We start from the raw sequence: 16,207 nt of genomic DNA on the forward strand, positions 1-16,207 counted from the left end.
CGCCTACCCTTGTTCCATGACCAGCAGCGACCGGAGCCAGACAGTGGACGTCAATCGAACATATGAGGTCCGCACCTACGGGTGCCAGATGAACGTCCACGACTCCGAGAGGCTCTCCGGTCTCCTTGAGGACGCCGGTTATGTGCGTGCTCCGGAGGATGCGGACGGCGACGCCGACGTCGTCGTCTTCAACACCTGCGCCGTGCGGGAGAACGCCGACAACCGCCTGTACGGCAACCTCGGCCGCCTCGCCCCGATGAAGACCAAGCGCCCCGGCATGCAGATCGCCGTCGGTGGCTGTCTGGCCCAGAAGGACCGCGACACCATCGTCGACAGGGCGCCCTGGGTCGACGTCGTCTTCGGCACGCACAACATCGGCAAGCTGCCGGTCCTCCTGGAGCGCGCCCGCGTCCAGGAAGAGGCCCAGGTGGAGATCGCCGAGTCGCTCGAGGCCTTCCCCTCGACGCTGCCGACCCGCCGCGAGAGCGCCTACGCGGCGTGGGTCTCCATCTCCGTGGGCTGCAACAACACCTGCACCTTCTGCATCGTCCCCGCGCTGCGCGGCAAGGAGAAGGACCGCAGGACCGGCGACATCCTCGCCGAGATCGAGGCGCTCGTCGGCGAGGGCGTCTCCGAGATCACGCTGCTCGGGCAGAACGTGAACGCGTACGGCTCGGACATCGGCGACCGCGAGGCCTTCAGCAAGCTGCTGCGCGCCTGCGGGCGGATCGAGGGCCTGGAGCGCGTGCGCTTCACCTCGCCGCACCCGCGCGACTTCACCGACGACGTGATCGCCGCCATGGCCGAGACGCCGAACGTGATGCCGCAGCTGCACATGCCGCTCCAGTCCGGCTCGGACCCGATCCTCAAGGCGATGCGCCGCTCGTACCGCCAGGACCGCTTCCTCGGCATCATCGAGAAGGTCCGCGCCGCGATGCCCGAGGCCGCGATCACCACGGACATCATCGTCGGCTTCCCCGGGGAGACCGAGGAGGACTTCGAGCAGACGATGCACGTGGTCCGTGAGGCCCGCTTCGCCAACGCCTTCACCTTCCAGTACTCCAAGCGCCCCGGTACGCCGGCGGCGACCATGGAGGGGCAGATCCCCAAGGAGGTCGTGCAGGAGCGCTACATGCGTCTGTCCGCCCTCCAGGAGGAGATCGCCTGGAACGAGAACAAGAAGCAGGTCGGCAGGACCCTCGACCTGATGGTGGCCGAGGGCGAGGGCCGCAAGGACGGCACGACCCACCGCCTGTCCGGACGCGCCCCCGACAACCGCCTGGTGCACTTCACCAAGCCGGACGCCGAGGTGCGCCCCGGTGACGTGGTGACGGTCGAGATCACCTACGCGGCGCCGCACCACCTGCTCGCCGAGGGCGCCGTGCAGCACGTGCGCCGCACGCGCGCGGGCGACGCCTGGGAGAAGCGCAACGTGGAGGCGGCCGCCAAGCCCGCGGGCGTGATGCTCGGCCTGCCGAAGATCGGCGCCCCGGCGCCGCTTCCGGTGGCGGCGGGCAGCGGCTGCGGCTGCGACTGACCGGACGCACTGTTCCGGGCCCGCTCCGCCGACCGACCAGGTCCACGCGCGCGGGGCGGGCGTTACGCTGCGGATCATGCTTGTCGCCGCAGCCGTCTGCCCCTGTCCGCCCCTGCTCGTCCCCGAGGTCGCCGCGGGCGCCGCTCCCGAACTGGACGCCGCGCGCGCGGCCTGCACCGACGCCATCGGGGTGCTCGCCGCCGCCAGGCCCGACCGGCTGATCGTGGTCGGCCCCGCCGAACAGGCCGGCCGCGGGCCGCACCCACAGGGAGCCCGCGGTTCGTTCCGCGGCTTCGGCGTGGACCTCGACGTACGGCTCGGGAGCTTCGACGCGGGCAACGCAGAAAACGCAGATAACGCAGATAACGCAGATAACGCAGATAACGCAGCCGACGCGGAGCGTGGGCTTCCGCCCTCGCTCGCCGTCGCCGCCTGGCTCCTCGGGCGTACGCACTGGACGGCCGCTCCGCTGGAAGGTCTCGGCGTGGGGGAACCACTTGCCGCCGAGCGGTGTATCCAAGTCGGAGGGGACATCGCGGCGCGGGCCGACCGGGTGGCACTGCTGGTGATGGGCGACGCCAGCGCGTGCCGCACGCTGAAGGCGCCGGGGTATCTCGACGAGCGGGCGGCCGGCTTCGACGCGGAGGTCGGACGTGCCATCGGCGCGGCCGACGTGGCCGCGCTCAAGGCGCTTGACGCGGAGCTGGCGTACGAACTGAAGGCGGCGGGCCGCGCTCCGTGGCAGGTGCTCGCCGGAGCGGCCGACGGCGCGGGGCTGAGCGGCGAGCTGCTGTACGAGGACGCGCCGTACGGCGTGGGGTACGTGGTGGCGGCCTGGTCGTAGCCCTGGGCCGCTGGGCCGCGGTAGCTACGGGCGCGCGCCCCGGCCGGGCGCACACGCGGCGACGGCCGCGAAGCGTGGGTGCTTCACGGCCGTCCGCCGATGCTGTTCAGGATGCCGGAGGGGGTGATGCCGGAGGGGGTGACGGGGGCGACGGCGGAGTGGCGCCACCCTCCGTGTCCTTGCCCTCTTCCGTGCCGGCGAGGCGGTCGACCGCCTCCTTGGCCTTGCCCGTACCTGACTGGATCTTGTCGCTGTACTTGCCCTTGGTCTTCTCGTCGACGATCTTCGCGGCCTTGTCCAGGCCCTCGTCGATCTTGTCCCCGTGCTGCTGCGCGAGGTCGGAGACCTTGTCCTTGGCAGGGGCGAGCTTGGCTTTCAGTTGGTCCAGGAAGCCCATGGATTCACCTTCCCTCGCTGGGGGCTACTTGCGGGCGCTCTCACCGGCCTCGTTGTCGGCCGCCGCCTCGGCGGACTGCTGCTTCGGGATCTCCACACCCTCCGCCGCGGCCGCCTCGGCGGTCTCGGCCGGCTTGTCCTCGGCATCGCCGTCGGTGTCGGTGACCTCGGCGGCGGGCTTCGGGTCGGTGGTGGCCTCGGAGGACTCCTCGGTGGACTCCTCGGCCGCCTCCGGCTCCGCCGTCAGCGTGGAGCCTGCCGCATCGGTCGTCGACACATCATCGGTGGCCTTGGACTTCCGGCGAAATCGTGAAAAAACACCCATATCTACTCCATACGGTACTCGTGTGGGCGAAATCCCGCGCCGCCCGGTGCGTCCCATTGCGTCGCCCGGGTCATCGGTCCTCAAAACCGGCGGCCGGAACCTCGCAACAGGCAACGACCCCGGAGCCGTGCCGTCACGTAGCTCGTTCGGGAAGTGGGCGCCGGGTTTGCGAGACTGGGGCGGTGAGTAGTGCAGCTCCCGCCCCGCGGGTCATCGCCGTCGTCGGTCCCACCGCGGCAGGAAAGTCCGATCTGGGCGTTTTCCTCGCCCAGCGCCTCGGCGGCGAGGTCGTCAACGCCGACTCCATGCAGCTCTACCGAGGGATGGATATCGGCACCGCCAAGCTGACGCCCGAGGAGCGCGGCTGTGTGCCCCACCATCTCCTCGACATCTGGGACGTCACGGAGGCCGCGAGCGTCGCCGAGTACCAGAAGCTGGCGCGCGCGGAGATCGACCGGCTCCTCGCCGCGGGGCGCTGGCCGATCCTGGTCGGCGGCTCCGGCCTGTACGTCAGGGGAGCCGTGGACCACCTGGAGTTCCCCGGCACCGACCCGGCCGTCCGGGCCCGCCTGGAGGAGGAGCTCGCGCTGCGCGGCCCCGGCGCCCTGCACGCCCGCCTCGCCGCCGCCGACCCCGGCGCCGCCCAGGCGATCCTGCCCAGCAACGGCCGCCGGATCGTCCGCGCCCTCGAAGTCATCGAGATCACGGGCAAGCCCTTCACCGCCAACCTGCCCGGCCACGACTCGGTGTACGACACGGTCCAGATCGGCGTCGACGTGGCCCGCCCCGAACTCGACGAACGCATCGCCACCCGCGTCGACCGCATGTGGGAGGCGGGCCTGGTGGACGAGGTGCGCGCGCTGGAGGCCCAAGGGCTGCGCGAGGGGCTCACGGCGTCCCGGGCGCTCGGCTATCAGCAGGTGCTCACGGCGCTCGCGGGGGAGTGCACGGAGGACGAGGCGCGCGCCGAGACCGTGCGCGCCACCAAGCGCTTCGCGCGCCGCCAGGACTCGTGGTTCAGGCGCGATCCACGGGTGCACTGGCTCAGTGGGGCCGTGGCCGATCGCGGGGAACTCCCGGGGCGCGCACTGGCGTTGCTCGAACGACCGGTCACAGCCTGATCACGTGATGGCATCGGGACGCTCCGGCGGTCATCCCGGCACCTGACGGCGTGCCATCATCGACCATCGATCGACCGGTGGAGTCCGAAGTGGGAGGGCGCGTGGCGATGGAGGCCGGCCCTCGTGACACCGCACATGACGGCGGGGAGCAACTGAGCCCCGACGGGCCCGACGACCTCGCGGGCGGCGTGACCGACGACGGTCCCGGCGCGGACGAGATGGCGCCCGAGGCCGAGGTGGAGGTCGAGCTCCGACCGCAGCGTCGCCTGCGCATCTGGCAGCTCGCCCCGATCGTGATCCTCGCCGCCCTCGGCTCCCTGATGTTCGCCTTCCCGCTGGCCTTCGAGTTCGGCGGTGGTGGTGGCGGAGGAGCCGGTGACGGCGGTGCCGTGGTCGCCATGCTCGGGCTGCTGATCAGCTGCTGCGCCGCGGGCTGGGGCATGATGGCCGCCCGCCGCGTCGGGCACACCTGGCCCGGCCTCCCGGAGCGCGGCTCGGGCCGCCGTCCGGACTGGCGGGTCGTCTGCGCCTACGCGCTGCTGTTCCTGGCCGCCGTGGGCCTCGCGGTGTGGCGGGTGGCGAGACTCCGCTCCTGAGGGCGCGTCCGGCCGCTTCGGCAGGCCGGTGCCGGGGAGGCCTGAGAGCTGCGACAGGAGCCCCGGAGGCACCCCGGGGCCGAGTGTCGTACCCACCCCGTACGATCGAGGAATGAGCACGCGGATCGCCTTCCTCAAGGGGCACGGGACCGAGAACGACTTCGTGATCATCCCCGACCCCGACAACGCCATCGAGCTGCCCCCGGCCGCCGTCGCCGCCCTGTGCGACCGCCGCGCGGGCATCGGTGGCGACGGTCTGCTCCATGTCGTGCGGTCCGCCGCCCATCCCGACGCCCGCCACCTCGCGGACCGGGCCGAGTGGTTCATGGACTACCGCAACGGAGACGGCTCGGTCGCCGAGATGTGCGGCAATGGAGTGCGCGTCTTCGCCCGTTACTTGCAGCGTGCCGGTCACGTCGGTGAGGGCGACCTCGCGGTGGCCACGCGCGGTGGCGTGAAGACCGTGCACATCGCCAAGGCGGAGTCCGGCGGCGAGATCACCGTCGGCATGGGCAAGGCGCGGCTCCCCGAAGGGGACGTCACCGTCTCCGTGGCCGACCGCAGCTGGCCCGCGCGCAACGTGAACATGGGCAATCCGCACGCGGTCGCCTTCGTGGCCGACCTCTCCGAAGCGGGCAATCTCTACGACCCGCCGCCCTTCAGCCCGGCCACCGCCTACCCGGACGGCGTGAACGTCGAATTCGTCGTCGACCGCGGCCCGCGCCACGTCGCCATGCGCGTGCACGAGCGCGGTTCCGGCGAGACCCGGTCGTGCGGCACGGGCGCGTGCGCCGTGGCCGTCGCGGCCGCCCGCAAGGACGGCGTGGACCCCGCGGTGACCGGCGCCCCGGTGACGTACACCGTGGACCTGCCCGGCGGGCGCCTGGTCATCACCGAGCGGCCCGACGGCGAGATCGAGATGACAGGACCGGCCGTCATCGTCGCCGAAGGCGAGATCGCGTCCGAATGGCTCGAAACGGTACTCGCATGAACTGTCGCTCGAATGGGTGATCCGTTTCACGCTCGGCGAGAGGCGGTCAGCACCGCGTGATGGGCTCGGTAGCATCAAGCACCGGCCCGGACGGAGTACGCCACCGTCCGTTCACCGCCGGTAGAAGCAGCCGGAGGTGCCCATGAGTGCGGAGGCTACGAACCCTGCGACGCCCGGCCCCGTGACGCCCGGGGTCCAGCGCAGGCGCGGTCGCGCCCGTCTCGACCTGCGCAGGCTCGGCCGTGCCGCCCTGCTCGGACCCGCGACACGGGATCGCATGCCCGACGCGATCGGCCATGTGGCGGAGGCCCATCGGGCCCACTACCCGGACGCCGACCTGGAGCCGCTGCGCCGTGCGTACGTCCTCGCGGAGTCCTCCCATCGCGGCCAGATGCGCAAGAGCGGTGAGCCGTACATCACACATCCGCTCGCCGTGACGCTGATCCTCGCCCAACTGGGCGCGGAGATCACGACGTTGACCGCGTCCCTGCTCCACGACACCGTCGAAGACACCGACGTCACCCTGGATCAGGTACGCAGCGAATTCGGCGACGACGTCTGCTACCTGGTCGACGGCGTCACCAAGCTGGAAAAGGTCGACTACGGAGCGGCCGCGGAACCGGAGACGTTCCGCAAGATGCTGGTCGCCACCGGCAACGACGTACGCGTCATGTCGATCAAGCTCGCCGACCGGCTGCACAACATGCGCACCCTCGGCGTCATGCGGCCCGAGAAACAGGCGCGCATCGCCAAGGTGACCCGGGACGTACTCATTCCGCTCGCCGAGCGCCTCGGTGTGCAGGCGCTCAAGACCGAGCTGGAGGACCTCGTCTTCGCGATCCTCCACCCGGAGGAGTACTCGCAGGTCAACACCATGATCGCGGCCAATGCCGAGGGTGCGGGCGACCCCCTCGGGGACATCGCGGGCGATGTGCGCGGCGTGCTGCGCGACGCGGGCATCACGGCTGAAGTCCTCATCAGGCCGCGGCACTTCGTCTCGGTGCACCGGGTGCACCGCAAGCGGGGCGAGCTGCGCGCGGCGGACTTCGGGCGCCTCCTCGTGCTCGTGAGCGAGGACGCGGACTGCTACGGAGTGCTGGGCGAACTGCACACGTGCTTCACGCCGGTGGTCTCGGAGTTCAAGGACTTCATCGCCGTACCGAAGTTCAACCTCTACCAGTCGCTGCACACGGCTGTGGCGCGGGCCGACGGCGAGGTCGCCGAAGTCCTCATCCGTACGCACCAGATGCACCAGGTCGCGGAGGCCGGCGTCGTCGCGCTGCGCAATCCCTACGCTCCTCCTTCGGAGGAGCTCCCGGCCGGCGTCGACGACGAGCGGATCGACCCCACGCGGCCCGGCTGGCTCTCCAGGCTCCTGGACTGGCAGCAGGCCGCGCCGGACCCGGACACCTTCTGGTCGACGCTGCGCGAGGACCTCGCCCAGGATCGAGAGATCGCCGTCTTCCGGCCCGACGGCGGCACGCTGGGCCTGCCCGCGGGCGCCAGCTGCGTGGACGCCGCCTACGCCCAGTACGGGGACGACGCCCACGCCTGCATCGGTGCGCGCGTCAACGGCCGCCTGGCGACGCTCAGTACGGTCCTGCGCGACGGCGACACGGTGCAGCTGCTCATGGGCCAGGACGCTGGCTCCGAGCCCTCGCGCGACTGGCTCGACCACGCCCGTACGCCCGCCGCGCGCATCGCCATCCGACGCTGGCTCACCGCCCACCCGGCCACCGACGCCCCCGCGGCGGCCCCCGCAGGGCAGCGAGAGCCGCTGCGCCAGCCGTCCCCGGCCGAGCCGGGGACGGAATCCGTCGACAGCCTGCGCCCCGCGGCCGCGAACGCCGTCGTGGACCGCGAGGGCGCGAGCGTGCGCCTGGCGGGCTGTTGTACGCCGGTGCCGCCCGACGAGGTCACCGCGTTCGCCGTGCGCGGCGGAGTCGTGACCGTCCACCGGGTCGGCTGTCCCGCCGTGGAGCGCATGAAGGACGTGGGGCGCCCGGAGATCGGCGTGCGCTGGGGCGACTCGGCGGAGTGCCGCGTCACCCTCATCGCCGAATCGTTCGGCCGCGCACATCTGCTCGCCGACCTCACCGAAGCGATCGCTCTCGAAGGGGTGGCGGTCATTTCCGCCACCGTGGAGCCGCCGACCCAGCAGCGCGTACGCCATACGTACACGCTGCAACTCCCGGACGCCGGGCACCTTCCGGGGCTGATGCGGGCGATGCGCGCGGTGCCGGGAGTCTTCGACGTGAGCCGCGCCCAGCACTCGGCAGCGGCAGCTCCCTGAGGGTCGCCTGCGCGACTCGTTCGAGTGGCCCGGCGCGCGCCGCCCCACCGGGGAAGGCCTGCGCTGATAGCGGTAGTTCATGCTGCTCACCCCTCGGCCCAAGGCCACCAGGACGAAGGCGCTCCGGACGCCTCGTATCGCCGTCGCCCTGATCGCCGCGACCGCGTCCGCCGCCCTCGTCGCGGCGAGCGCGCCGTCGCCCGCGACCCCGCTCGGCATCGGCGACCCGCTCTTCCCGCACCTGGGCAACCCCGGCTACGACGTGGCGTCGTACGACATCGGCTTCACCTACCGCGGCGACAACAGCAAGCCGCTGGACGCCGTCACCAAGATCGACGCGCGGGCGACGGAGCCCCTGGAGCGCGTGAACCTCGACTTCGCGCACGGCAAGGTCCGTTCCGTCGAGGTCAACGGCGCGCCCGCCCGCTTCGACAGCACCGGCGAGGACCTGGTCGTCACGCCCGCCGCCCCGGTGGCGCCCGGCGAGCGGATGCGGATCACGGTGCGGCACACCAGTGACCCGGTCGCCGCGAAGGGCGCCGAGGGCGGCTGGGTGCGCACCACGGACGGGCTCGCCATGGCCAACCAGGCCGACGCCGCCCACCTGGTCTTCCCGTGCAACGACCACCCCGCGGACAAGGCTGACTTCACCTTCCACATCACCGCTCCGAAGGGACTCACCGCGGTGGCCAACGGCCTCCCGGTCGCCAGGACCCGGCACGGGGGCGACACCACGTGGTCGTACCGGACCCACCACCCGATGGCGACCGAGCTGGCCCAGGTGTCGATCGGCCGCTCCAGCGTCATCCGGCGCGAGGGGCCGAACGGCCTCCCCGTACGCGATGTGGTGCCCACCAAGGACCGCAAGACCCTGGAGCGCTGGCTGAAGAAGACGCCCGGCCAGATCGGCTGGATGGAGAAGAAGGTCGGCCGCTACCCCTTCGAGACGTACGGGGTGCTGATCGCGCAGGCGCAGACCGGCTTCGAACTGGAGACGCAGACGCTCTCTCTCTTCGAGAGGGAGCTCTTCACGCGCCCCGAGTTCCCCGAGTGGTACGTCGACTCGATCATGGTGCACGAGCTGGCGCACCAGTGGTTCGGCGACAGCGTGAGCCCACGGTCCTGGTCCGACCTCTGGCTCAACGAGGGCCATGCCACCTGGTACGAGGCGCTCTACGCGCAAGAGAAGGCCAAGCGGCCGCTCGCGACGCGGATGCGGGACGCCTATCGCCAGTCGGACGTCTGGCGTGCCGCGGGCGGGCCGCCCGCCAAGCCGAAGGAACCCGCGCCGGGGCAGAAGATCAGCATCTTCCGGCCCGTCGTGTACGACGGCAGCGCGCTGGTGCTCTACGCCCTGCGGCAGGAGATCGGGCAGCCCGCCTTCGACCGCCTCGAGCGGGAGTGGGTCAGCGAGCACCGGGACGCCAACGCGACGACCGACGACTTCGTGCGGCTCGCGTCCCAGGCCGCGGGGCGTGACCTGAGCGGATTCTTCGAGGCCTGGCTGTACGGGGCGAAGACGCCGCCGATGCCGGGGCACCCGGACTGGCGTACCTCGTCGGAGGACGGGAAATAACGACGGGACGGGCCGGAGCCCCGCAATAACCCGGGTGACGAGACGGGGCGTGCCGTGCAACCATCTTCAGGTCGGCGGCACGGCCCGTCCGGGACATCCCCTCGGGGAGATCTCAGGGTCGGCTCCGGCCGGTCCGGGGAATCTCCGGACGGCCCGGGGCGTTGTCGACAGTGACGGATCGGGCAGCCGTCCGCATTCCCATCGACGAATCGACGTAAGGACCCAATGACCTCCTCTTCTTCCCCTTCCCAGGACGAACAGAGCTTCGCGCAGAACTACCCCGAAGGTCTTCGGGCCGATGCCCTGATGGAAGAGGACGTCGCCTGGAGCCACGAGATCGACGGAGACCGGGACGGCGACCAGTTCGACCGCTCCGAGCGTGCGGCCCTGCGCCGTGTCGCGGGCCTCTCCACCGAGCTCGAGGACGTCACCGAAGTCGAGTACCGACAGCTCCGTCTGGAGCGCGTGGTGCTCGTCGGCGTGTGGACTTCCGGGACGGTCCAGGATGCGGAGAACTCCCTCGCCGAGCTGGCCGCCCTCGCGGAGACCGCGGGTGCCGCCGTGCTCGACGGCGTCATCCAGCGCCGCGACAAGCCGGACCCGGCGACGTACATCGGCTCCGGCAAGGCTCTGGAGCTGCGCGACGTCGTCCTCGAGACCGGTGCCGACACCGTCGTGTGTGACGGTGAGCTCAGCCCCGGCCAGCTCATCCACCTCGAAGACGTCGTCAAGGTCAAGGTGGTCGACAGGACCGCCCTGATCCTCGACATCTTCGCCCAGCACGCCAAGTCCCGAGAGGGCAAGGCGCAGGTCGCCCTCGCGCAGATGCAGTACATGCTGCCGAGGCTCCGAGGCTGGGGTCAGTCGCTCTCCCGTCAGATGGGTGGCGGCGGCGGTGGCGGCATGGCCACCCGTGGTCCCGGTGAGACCAAGATCGAGACGGACCGGCGACGGATCCGCGAGAAGATGGCGAAGATGCGCCGGGAGATCGCGGAGATGAAGACGGGCCGCGACATCAAGCGGCAGGAGCGCCGGCGCAACAAGGTGCCGTCGGTCGCGATCGCCGGTTACACGAACGCGGGCAAGTCCTCGCTGCTCAACCGCCTCACGGGCGCGGGCGTCCTGGTGGAGAACTCGCTGTTCGCCACCCTCGACCCGACCGTGCGCCGGGCCGAGACGCCGAGCGGCAGGCTCTACACCCTGGCCGACACCGTCGGGTTCGTACGGCATCTGCCGCACCACCTCGTCGAGGCCTTCCGCTCCACCATGGAGGAGGTCGGCGAATCCGACCTGATCCTGCACGTGGTGGACGGCTCGCACCCGGTGCCGGAGGAGCAGCTGGCCGCCGTGCGCGAAGTGATCAGGGACGTGGGCGCCACCGACGTACCCGAGATCGTGGTGGTCAACAAGGCGGACGCGGCGGACCCGTTGGTCCTCCAGCGGCTGCTGCGCAACGAGAAGCACGCGATCGTGGTCTCCGCGCGGACAGGTGCCGGCATCGAGGAGCTCCTCGCGCTCATCGACACCGAACTGCCGCGACCCGAGGTCGAGATCGAGGCTCTCGTTCCGTACACGCACGGTCAGCTCATCTCGCGGGCGCACGCCGAGGGCGAGGTGCTCTCCGAGGAGCACACCGCCGAGGGCACGGTGCTCAAGGCGCGGGTGCACGAGGAGCTTGCCGCGGAGCTCGCTCCGTATGTGCCGGCCACGCGCTGAGCAAGACGGACGGAAGGCCCGCCCCCACTTCGGTGGGGGCGGGCCTTCCGCATGTGTGAGGTGCTATCGCGTCACTGCGAGCAGTACTTACTGCGAGCCGTACTTCTTGCTCATCATGTCGTAGAGCTGCTCGGCGCCCTTGCCCAGGTGCGGTCCCGCGAGCCAGGTGTTCGCGGCCGGGCCGATCGAGGTGTTGGACACGAGCTTGGTCTTGTCGCCCACTACCCGGAACCAGCCGCCGCCGGACGAACCGCCGGTCATGGTGCAGCCGATGCGGTACATCGTCGGCAGCGAGGGCGACATCGACAGACGGCCCGGCTTGTCGACGCACTTGTGCATGATCAGGCCGTTGTACGGCGGGGCGGCCGGGTAGCCCCAGGCGCCCATCGAGCTGACGCTCTGCGTCGAGGGGGCAGAGAAGTCGACGTCGAGCGCGTTGCCGACCGTCTCCTCCAGGGACTTGCCGCCCTGCTCCGGCTTCACGTGGAGCACGGCGTAGTCGTACGTCGCGCCCGCGCCGCCCGTCGGGCCGCCCTCGTTGATCCACTCGTTGGACGTCGAGACCCAGTCGGCCCAGTACTGGCCGTAGGGTGCGACCTCCTGCGGGGCCGCGTTGCCCAGCTCGGCCTCGGACTTGCCGAGGTCGTTGTAGGAGGGCACGAAGGTGATGTTGCGGTACCAGCCGCCGTTCTTGCCCGCGTGCACGCAGTGGCCCGCGGTCCACACGAGGTTGGACTTGCCCGGGTTGCGGGGGTCCTTCACGACGGTGCCGGAGCAGACCATCGAACCCTCGGGGGAGTCGAAGAAGATCTTGCCGACCGGGGCGGCGTTCTCGTGGTACGGCGTCTTCTCGGGCTTGGCCTGGACGGGCCTCGGCTCCGGGTCGGTCGCACCCTGATCGGCGCTCGCGTCCTTCGCGGCGATCGTCTTGTTCGGGTCCTTGGCGTTCTTCATCCGCTCGGGCTTCCAGAGCCCTTCGATGACCGGATTGACGAAGTCCTTGGCCTCACGAAGCCACTCGCCGTCTTCCCAGTTCTTCTTCCAGCCACCCTTCTTCCACTCGTCCGGGTCGATGCCGTGGTCCTTGAGCTTGTCGGCGATGTCGCCGGGCAGCTTGGAGTCGGCACCGGAACCGCCGTCGGATCCCTGCGACGCGGCGGTGTCCGGCTTGTCGCCGGCGTTGTCTTCGCTCGGGCCACAGGCCGTGGCGGTGAGCGCCAGGGTCGCGGCGAGGCCGGTGGCGGCGAGTGCGACGCCCCGTCCACGGCGGCGCGCGAACGGCGCACGAGTGGAACGCATGGTGGTGTTACCCCCGTTGAGAACTGAGAACGTGTGTTTGCCATGTACGTGTCATGCGCCGATACGGGAACTCCATGGAATTCCCCGTCGGCGCAACACCTCACTATGCCTGTGAGGTTGAGGGCGAACGGCGGCGGGGTCGTGAAGATTTCCGGTGCCCCGCCGCCGTGCCGCCCTGTCGCCGACTACTGGCCGGCGAACTTCTTGCTGACCGCGCCGTAGATGCCCTTGGCCTCCTTGCCCAGGCGCGGACCGGCGAGCCAGCCCGCCGTCACCGGGCCGATGGAGGTGTTCGACACCAGCGCGGGCTTGCCGTCCTGGCCCTGGGCGACCCAGCCGCCGCCGGACGAACCGCCGGTCATGGTGCAGCCGATGCGGTACATCGTCGGGTCGGGCTTGCTGAGCGAGAGCCGGCCCGGCTTGTCGGCGCACTGGAACGCCTTCTGGCCGTCGAACGGCGGCGCGGCCGGGTAGCCGGTCGCCGTCATCGCGTCGATCTTCGGCACCGCGGGAGCGTTGAAGTCGACCGGCAGGGCCGAACCGACCGTCTCCTCAAGGGACTTGCCGTCGCCGCCCTTCTCGGGCGTCACGTGGATGACCGCGAAGTCGTACGGCGCGCCCTTGCCGCCGGTCGGGCCGCCCTGCTCGATCCACTGGTCGGAGGTCTGCGCCCAGTCGCCCCACCAGACGCCGTACGGAGCGACCTCTTCCTTGGGCGCGTTCTGGAGCTCGTCGACCGACTTGCCGCTGTTGTTGTACGAGGGGACGAAGACCATGTTGCGGTACCAGCCGCCCTCGGCGCCCGCGTGCACGCAGTGGCCCGCGGTCCACACCATGTTGGACTTGCCGGGGTGGGCCGGGTCCTTGACGACGGTCGCGGAGCAGACCATCGAACCCTCGGGGCCGTCGAAGAAGAGCTTGCCGGACTCGGCGACCTGGTCGTGGTACGGCGTCTTGACGGCTGCCGCGTTCACGGGCTTCGGCGTCGGGTCGGTGACGCCCTGGTCACCGGAGATGTCGTTGTCGTCGACCTTGCGGTCCGGGTTCTTGTCGGCGTCCCGCATCCGCTCCGGGTCCCACAGGTCCTTGATGATCGGGTTGATGAACTCACCCGCCTCGCGGAGCCACTTGTCCTTGTCCCAGTTCTTCTTCCAGCCGCCGTGCGTCCACTCGTCCAGGTCGATGCCGTGGTCCTTGAGCTTGTCCTTCAGGCCGTCCGGGATCTGGACCTTGCCGTCGCCGCCATCGCTGGGCTGCGAAGCGGACGCGTCGCCACCGGCGTTGTCGTCGCTGGGGCCGCAGGCCGTGGCCGTCAGTACGAGCGCCGCGCCGAGCGCCACAGCGGCCGCCACGGGGGAGGTTCTGGAGCGCGTGCTCCTCCCGCTGCGCGCGGCGAAGAGTGGACGAATGGGTCGCATCGTGAAATTCCCCCTGGGCTTCGAAATCGTTCCAAAGTGCTGTACATCCGGGTGTGAAGCACCCGTGGTGACCGGGCGCGGTACACCCGTCGCCACCAGGTGCGGAACACCCCGTTCCTGATGAACGGCACCCCACACTATGCCGGTGCCGTTGGGGACGGCCGACGGAAGGGCAACGGTTCCGTCACGACAAGGATCTTCTGATTACCCGTGATCCTCCGGGGCTCTCGTCGTTGGTACGTACGGGGGACACGCGCCATGCGTTCATCCCCCCTGCCAACTTGCCACCGAGCAGGCCCCCATGGAGCTCCCCGGACTCCATGGGGGACGCGCTCATGCACAGCGGGAGGACCCACAGTCGTGGCCGTGACCGAGCCAGCGCCCGCAGCGGTATCCGCAGCGCACTCCGCGACGCATCCCGCCCCACCCGTGCCACCCACCCCGGGGGCCCCCGCGGAACACTCCGGCGCGCACCCTGCGGCGCACTCCGCCGCGCACGAGGGGATCCTGCGCCGCCAGTCGGCGCGCGAGTCGGCGGCACGCACCTATGCGCGGGCCCTGCCGATCGTGCCGGTGCGGGCGCGCGGCCTGACGATCGAGGGCGCGGACGGACGCCGCTACCTCGACTGCCTCTCGGGCGCGGGAACCCTGGCCCTCGGCCACAACCACCCCGTGGTGCTCGAAGCCATCAGGAAGGTCCTCGACTCAGGGGCCCCGCTGCACGTCCTCGACCTGGCCACGCCCGTCAAGGACGACTTCACCACCGAGCTCTTCCGCACCCTGCCGCCCGGCCTGGCCGACCGCGCACGGATCCAGTTCTGCGGCCCCGCGGGCACGGACGCGGTGGAGGCGGCCCTGAAACTGGTCCGCGCGGCCACCGGCCGCGACGGCATGCTCGCCTTCACCGGCGCCTACCACGGGATGACGGCCGGCGCCCTCGAAGCCTCCGGTGGCGCACGGGACGTACGCGTCGCCCGCCTGCCCTTCCCGCAGGACTACCGCTGCCCCTTCGGCCTCGGCGGCGGGCGCGGTGCCGAACTCTCCGCGCGGTGGACCGAGAACCTCCTCGACGACACCAAGTCGGGCGTACCCGCCCCGGCCGGCATGATCCTCGAACCCGTCCAGGGCGAAGGCGGCGTCCTCCCCGCCCCCGACACCTGGCTCCGCAGGATGCGCGAGATCACCGCGGCGCGCGGCATCCCGCTCATCGCCGACGAAGTGCAGACCGGCGTCGGACGCACCGGAGCCTTCTGGGCCGTCGAGCACAGCGGGGTCGTCCCGGACGTGATGGTGCTGTCCAAGGCGATCGGCGGCAGCCTCCCGCTGGCCGTCGTCGTCTACCGCGACGACCTGGACGTCTGGCCGCCCGGCTCCCACGCGGGCACCTTCCGCGGCAACCAGCTGGCGATGGCCGCGGGCACGGCGACCCTTGCATACGTCCGGGAGAACGGCCTCGCCGAACGCGCCGCCACCCTGGGCGCCCGCATGCTCGCCCAACTGCGCTCCCTGGCCGCCGAACACCCCTGCATCGGCGAGGTCCGCGGCCGGGGCCTGATGATCGGCGTCGAGCTCGTGGACCCGACGACCGGCGGAGCGGGTTCGACAGGGGGAGAGGACCCGACGAGAGGGGGAGGCGAGGGTGCCGCACCAGGAGTCGGTCCTCGCTTGCCCTCGAACGCGGCGTCGCTTTCGACCGCGGCGCCTGCCTCGAACGCGGGGCCTGCCTCGGCCGTTCCGATCCCAGGGCAGGGAAAGGCGTACGCCCAGGTCTCGGCCGACCCCGGTCCGGACGCCCTGCCGCGTGCCACCCAGCCTCACCCGCCGGCCCCGGAACTGGCCGTCGCCGTGCAGCGCGAGTGCCTGCGCCGGGGACTCATCGTCGAGCTCGGCGGCCGACATTCCAGCGTCGTCCGACTTCTTCCTCCTCTCACGATCACCGACGAGCAGGCAGCCGCGGTCCTCGACCGCCTCGCCGACGCGCTGGCCAGCGCGGCACGCCCGCCCCACGCATAACTGAGACGGACGGCCTCAGGCCCGCGCGGCGGTCATGAACCGCCGAGGAGCGGCCCGGTCCCGTCGCCATACGGAGCCCGAA

Annotated in this window: 13 protein-coding genes; 9 read left to right on the forward strand and 4 right to left on the reverse strand. The window is 71.1% G+C overall.

Annotated elements, in window-relative coordinates:
- Positions 1-16 precede the first annotated feature (16 nt).
- Entirely contained in the window at positions 17-1,537 is a 1,521-nt protein-coding gene (gene miaB / locus ACIO9J_RS34945; protein ID WP_402008423.1) for a tRNA (N6-isopentenyl adenosine(37)-C2)-methylthiotransferase MiaB, read from the forward strand.
- A gap of 76 nt (positions 1,538-1,613) precedes the next feature.
- Positions 1,614-2,381, forward strand: coding sequence for a class III extradiol dioxygenase subunit B-like domain-containing protein (locus ACIO9J_RS34950; RefSeq protein WP_402008425.1), 768 nt, complete (start codon positions 1,614-1,616; stop codon positions 2,379-2,381).
- A gap of 106 nt (positions 2,382-2,487) precedes the next feature.
- Here ACIO9J_RS34950 and ACIO9J_RS34955 read toward each other — a convergent pair whose 3' ends face one another.
- Complete coding sequence (locus tag ACIO9J_RS34955) at positions 2,488-2,778, reverse strand: antitoxin (protein ID WP_402008427.1); 291 nt, start codon at positions 2,776-2,778, stop codon at positions 2,488-2,490.
- A 24-nt stretch (positions 2,779-2,802) separates the two neighbouring features.
- Positions 2,803-3,054 carry a gliding motility protein gene (locus tag ACIO9J_RS34960; protein ID WP_402008429.1) on the reverse strand — a complete coding sequence of 84 codons (252 nt, stop codon included), beginning with the start codon at positions 3,052-3,054 and terminating at the stop codon, positions 2,803-2,805.
- Between the two features lie 230 nt (positions 3,055-3,284).
- On the opposite strand from ACIO9J_RS34960, the gene miaA reads away from it, so the two are divergent.
- From miaA to hflX, 6 genes are all read left to right on the forward strand, one after another.
- The gene (miaA, locus tag ACIO9J_RS34965) at positions 3,285-4,223 is read left to right on the forward strand and encodes a tRNA (adenosine(37)-N6)-dimethylallyltransferase MiaA (RefSeq protein ID WP_402008431.1); all 939 of its coding nucleotides are present in this window, start codon (positions 3,285-3,287) and stop codon (positions 4,221-4,223) included.
- A 107-nt stretch (positions 4,224-4,330) separates the two neighbouring features.
- Positions 4,331-4,819 (forward strand): hypothetical protein, encoded by a 489-nt coding sequence (locus tag ACIO9J_RS34970; RefSeq protein ID WP_055543628.1) that lies wholly within the window; start codon positions 4,331-4,333, stop codon positions 4,817-4,819.
- A gap of 112 nt (positions 4,820-4,931) precedes the next feature.
- The gene (dapF, locus tag ACIO9J_RS34975) at positions 4,932-5,810 is read left to right on the forward strand and encodes a diaminopimelate epimerase (protein ID WP_402008433.1); all 879 of its coding nucleotides are present in this window, start codon (positions 4,932-4,934) and stop codon (positions 5,808-5,810) included.
- 142 nt (positions 5,811-5,952) lie between these two features.
- Entirely contained in the window at positions 5,953-8,103 is a 2,151-nt protein-coding gene (locus tag ACIO9J_RS34980; protein ID WP_402008435.1) for a RelA/SpoT family protein, read from the forward strand.
- A 79-nt stretch (positions 8,104-8,182) separates the two neighbouring features.
- Entirely contained in the window at positions 8,183-9,679 is a 1,497-nt protein-coding gene (locus ACIO9J_RS34985) for a M1 family metallopeptidase (protein ID WP_402008437.1), read from the forward strand.
- A 225-nt stretch (positions 9,680-9,904) separates the two neighbouring features.
- Positions 9,905-11,395, forward strand: coding sequence for a GTPase HflX (gene hflX / locus ACIO9J_RS34990; RefSeq protein ID WP_402008439.1), 1,491 nt, complete (start codon positions 9,905-9,907; stop codon positions 11,393-11,395).
- An 87-nt stretch (positions 11,396-11,482) separates the two neighbouring features.
- Here hflX and ACIO9J_RS34995 read toward each other — a convergent pair whose 3' ends face one another.
- Positions 11,483-12,694 (reverse strand): trypsin-like serine peptidase, encoded by a 1,212-nt coding sequence (locus tag ACIO9J_RS34995; RefSeq protein ID WP_402008441.1) that lies wholly within the window; start codon positions 12,692-12,694, stop codon positions 11,483-11,485.
- A 185-nt stretch (positions 12,695-12,879) separates the two neighbouring features.
- Positions 12,880-14,112: a trypsin-like serine peptidase gene (locus ACIO9J_RS35000; protein WP_402008443.1), complete on the reverse strand. Its 1,233-nt coding sequence runs from the start codon at positions 14,110-14,112 to the stop codon at positions 12,880-12,882.
- 429 nt (positions 14,113-14,541) lie between these two features.
- Between ACIO9J_RS35000 and ACIO9J_RS35005 the strand changes: the two genes are divergently transcribed.
- Positions 14,542-16,125: a diaminobutyrate--2-oxoglutarate transaminase family protein gene (locus ACIO9J_RS35005; protein ID WP_402008770.1), complete on the forward strand. Its 1,584-nt coding sequence runs from the start codon at positions 14,542-14,544 to the stop codon at positions 16,123-16,125.
- The last annotated feature ends 82 nt before the right edge of the window (positions 16,126-16,207 follow it).

The sequence above is a fragment of the Streptomyces sp. NPDC087300 genome, from assembly GCF_044744425.1.
Classification (GTDB): domain Bacteria; phylum Actinomycetota; class Actinomycetes; order Streptomycetales; family Streptomycetaceae; genus Streptomyces.

Coding starts and splice junctions, on each gene's coding strand:
- miaB (WP_402008423.1), top strand. CDS start 17: ATGACCAGCAGCGACCGGAGCCAGACAGTGGACGTCAATCGAACATAT.
- ACIO9J_RS34950 (WP_402008425.1), top strand. CDS start 1,614: ATGCTTGTCGCCGCAGCCGTCTGCCCCTGTCCGCCCCTGCTCGTCCCC.
- ACIO9J_RS34955 (WP_402008427.1), bottom strand. CDS start 2,778: ATGGGCTTCCTGGACCAACTGAAAGCCAAGCTCGCCCCTGCCAAGGAC.
- ACIO9J_RS34970 (WP_055543628.1), top strand. CDS start 4,331: ATGGAGGCCGGCCCTCGTGACACCGCACATGACGGCGGGGAGCAACTG.
- dapF (WP_402008433.1), top strand. CDS start 4,932: ATGAGCACGCGGATCGCCTTCCTCAAGGGGCACGGGACCGAGAACGAC.
- ACIO9J_RS34980 (WP_402008435.1), top strand. CDS start 5,953: ATGAGTGCGGAGGCTACGAACCCTGCGACGCCCGGCCCCGTGACGCCC.
- ACIO9J_RS34985 (WP_402008437.1), top strand. CDS start 8,183: ATGCTGCTCACCCCTCGGCCCAAGGCCACCAGGACGAAGGCGCTCCGG.
- hflX (WP_402008439.1), top strand. CDS start 9,905: ATGACCTCCTCTTCTTCCCCTTCCCAGGACGAACAGAGCTTCGCGCAG.
- ACIO9J_RS34995 (WP_402008441.1), bottom strand. CDS start 12,694: ATGCGTTCCACTCGTGCGCCGTTCGCGCGCCGCCGTGGACGGGGCGTC.
- ACIO9J_RS35000 (WP_402008443.1), bottom strand. CDS start 14,112: ATGCGACCCATTCGTCCACTCTTCGCCGCGCGCAGCGGGAGGAGCACG.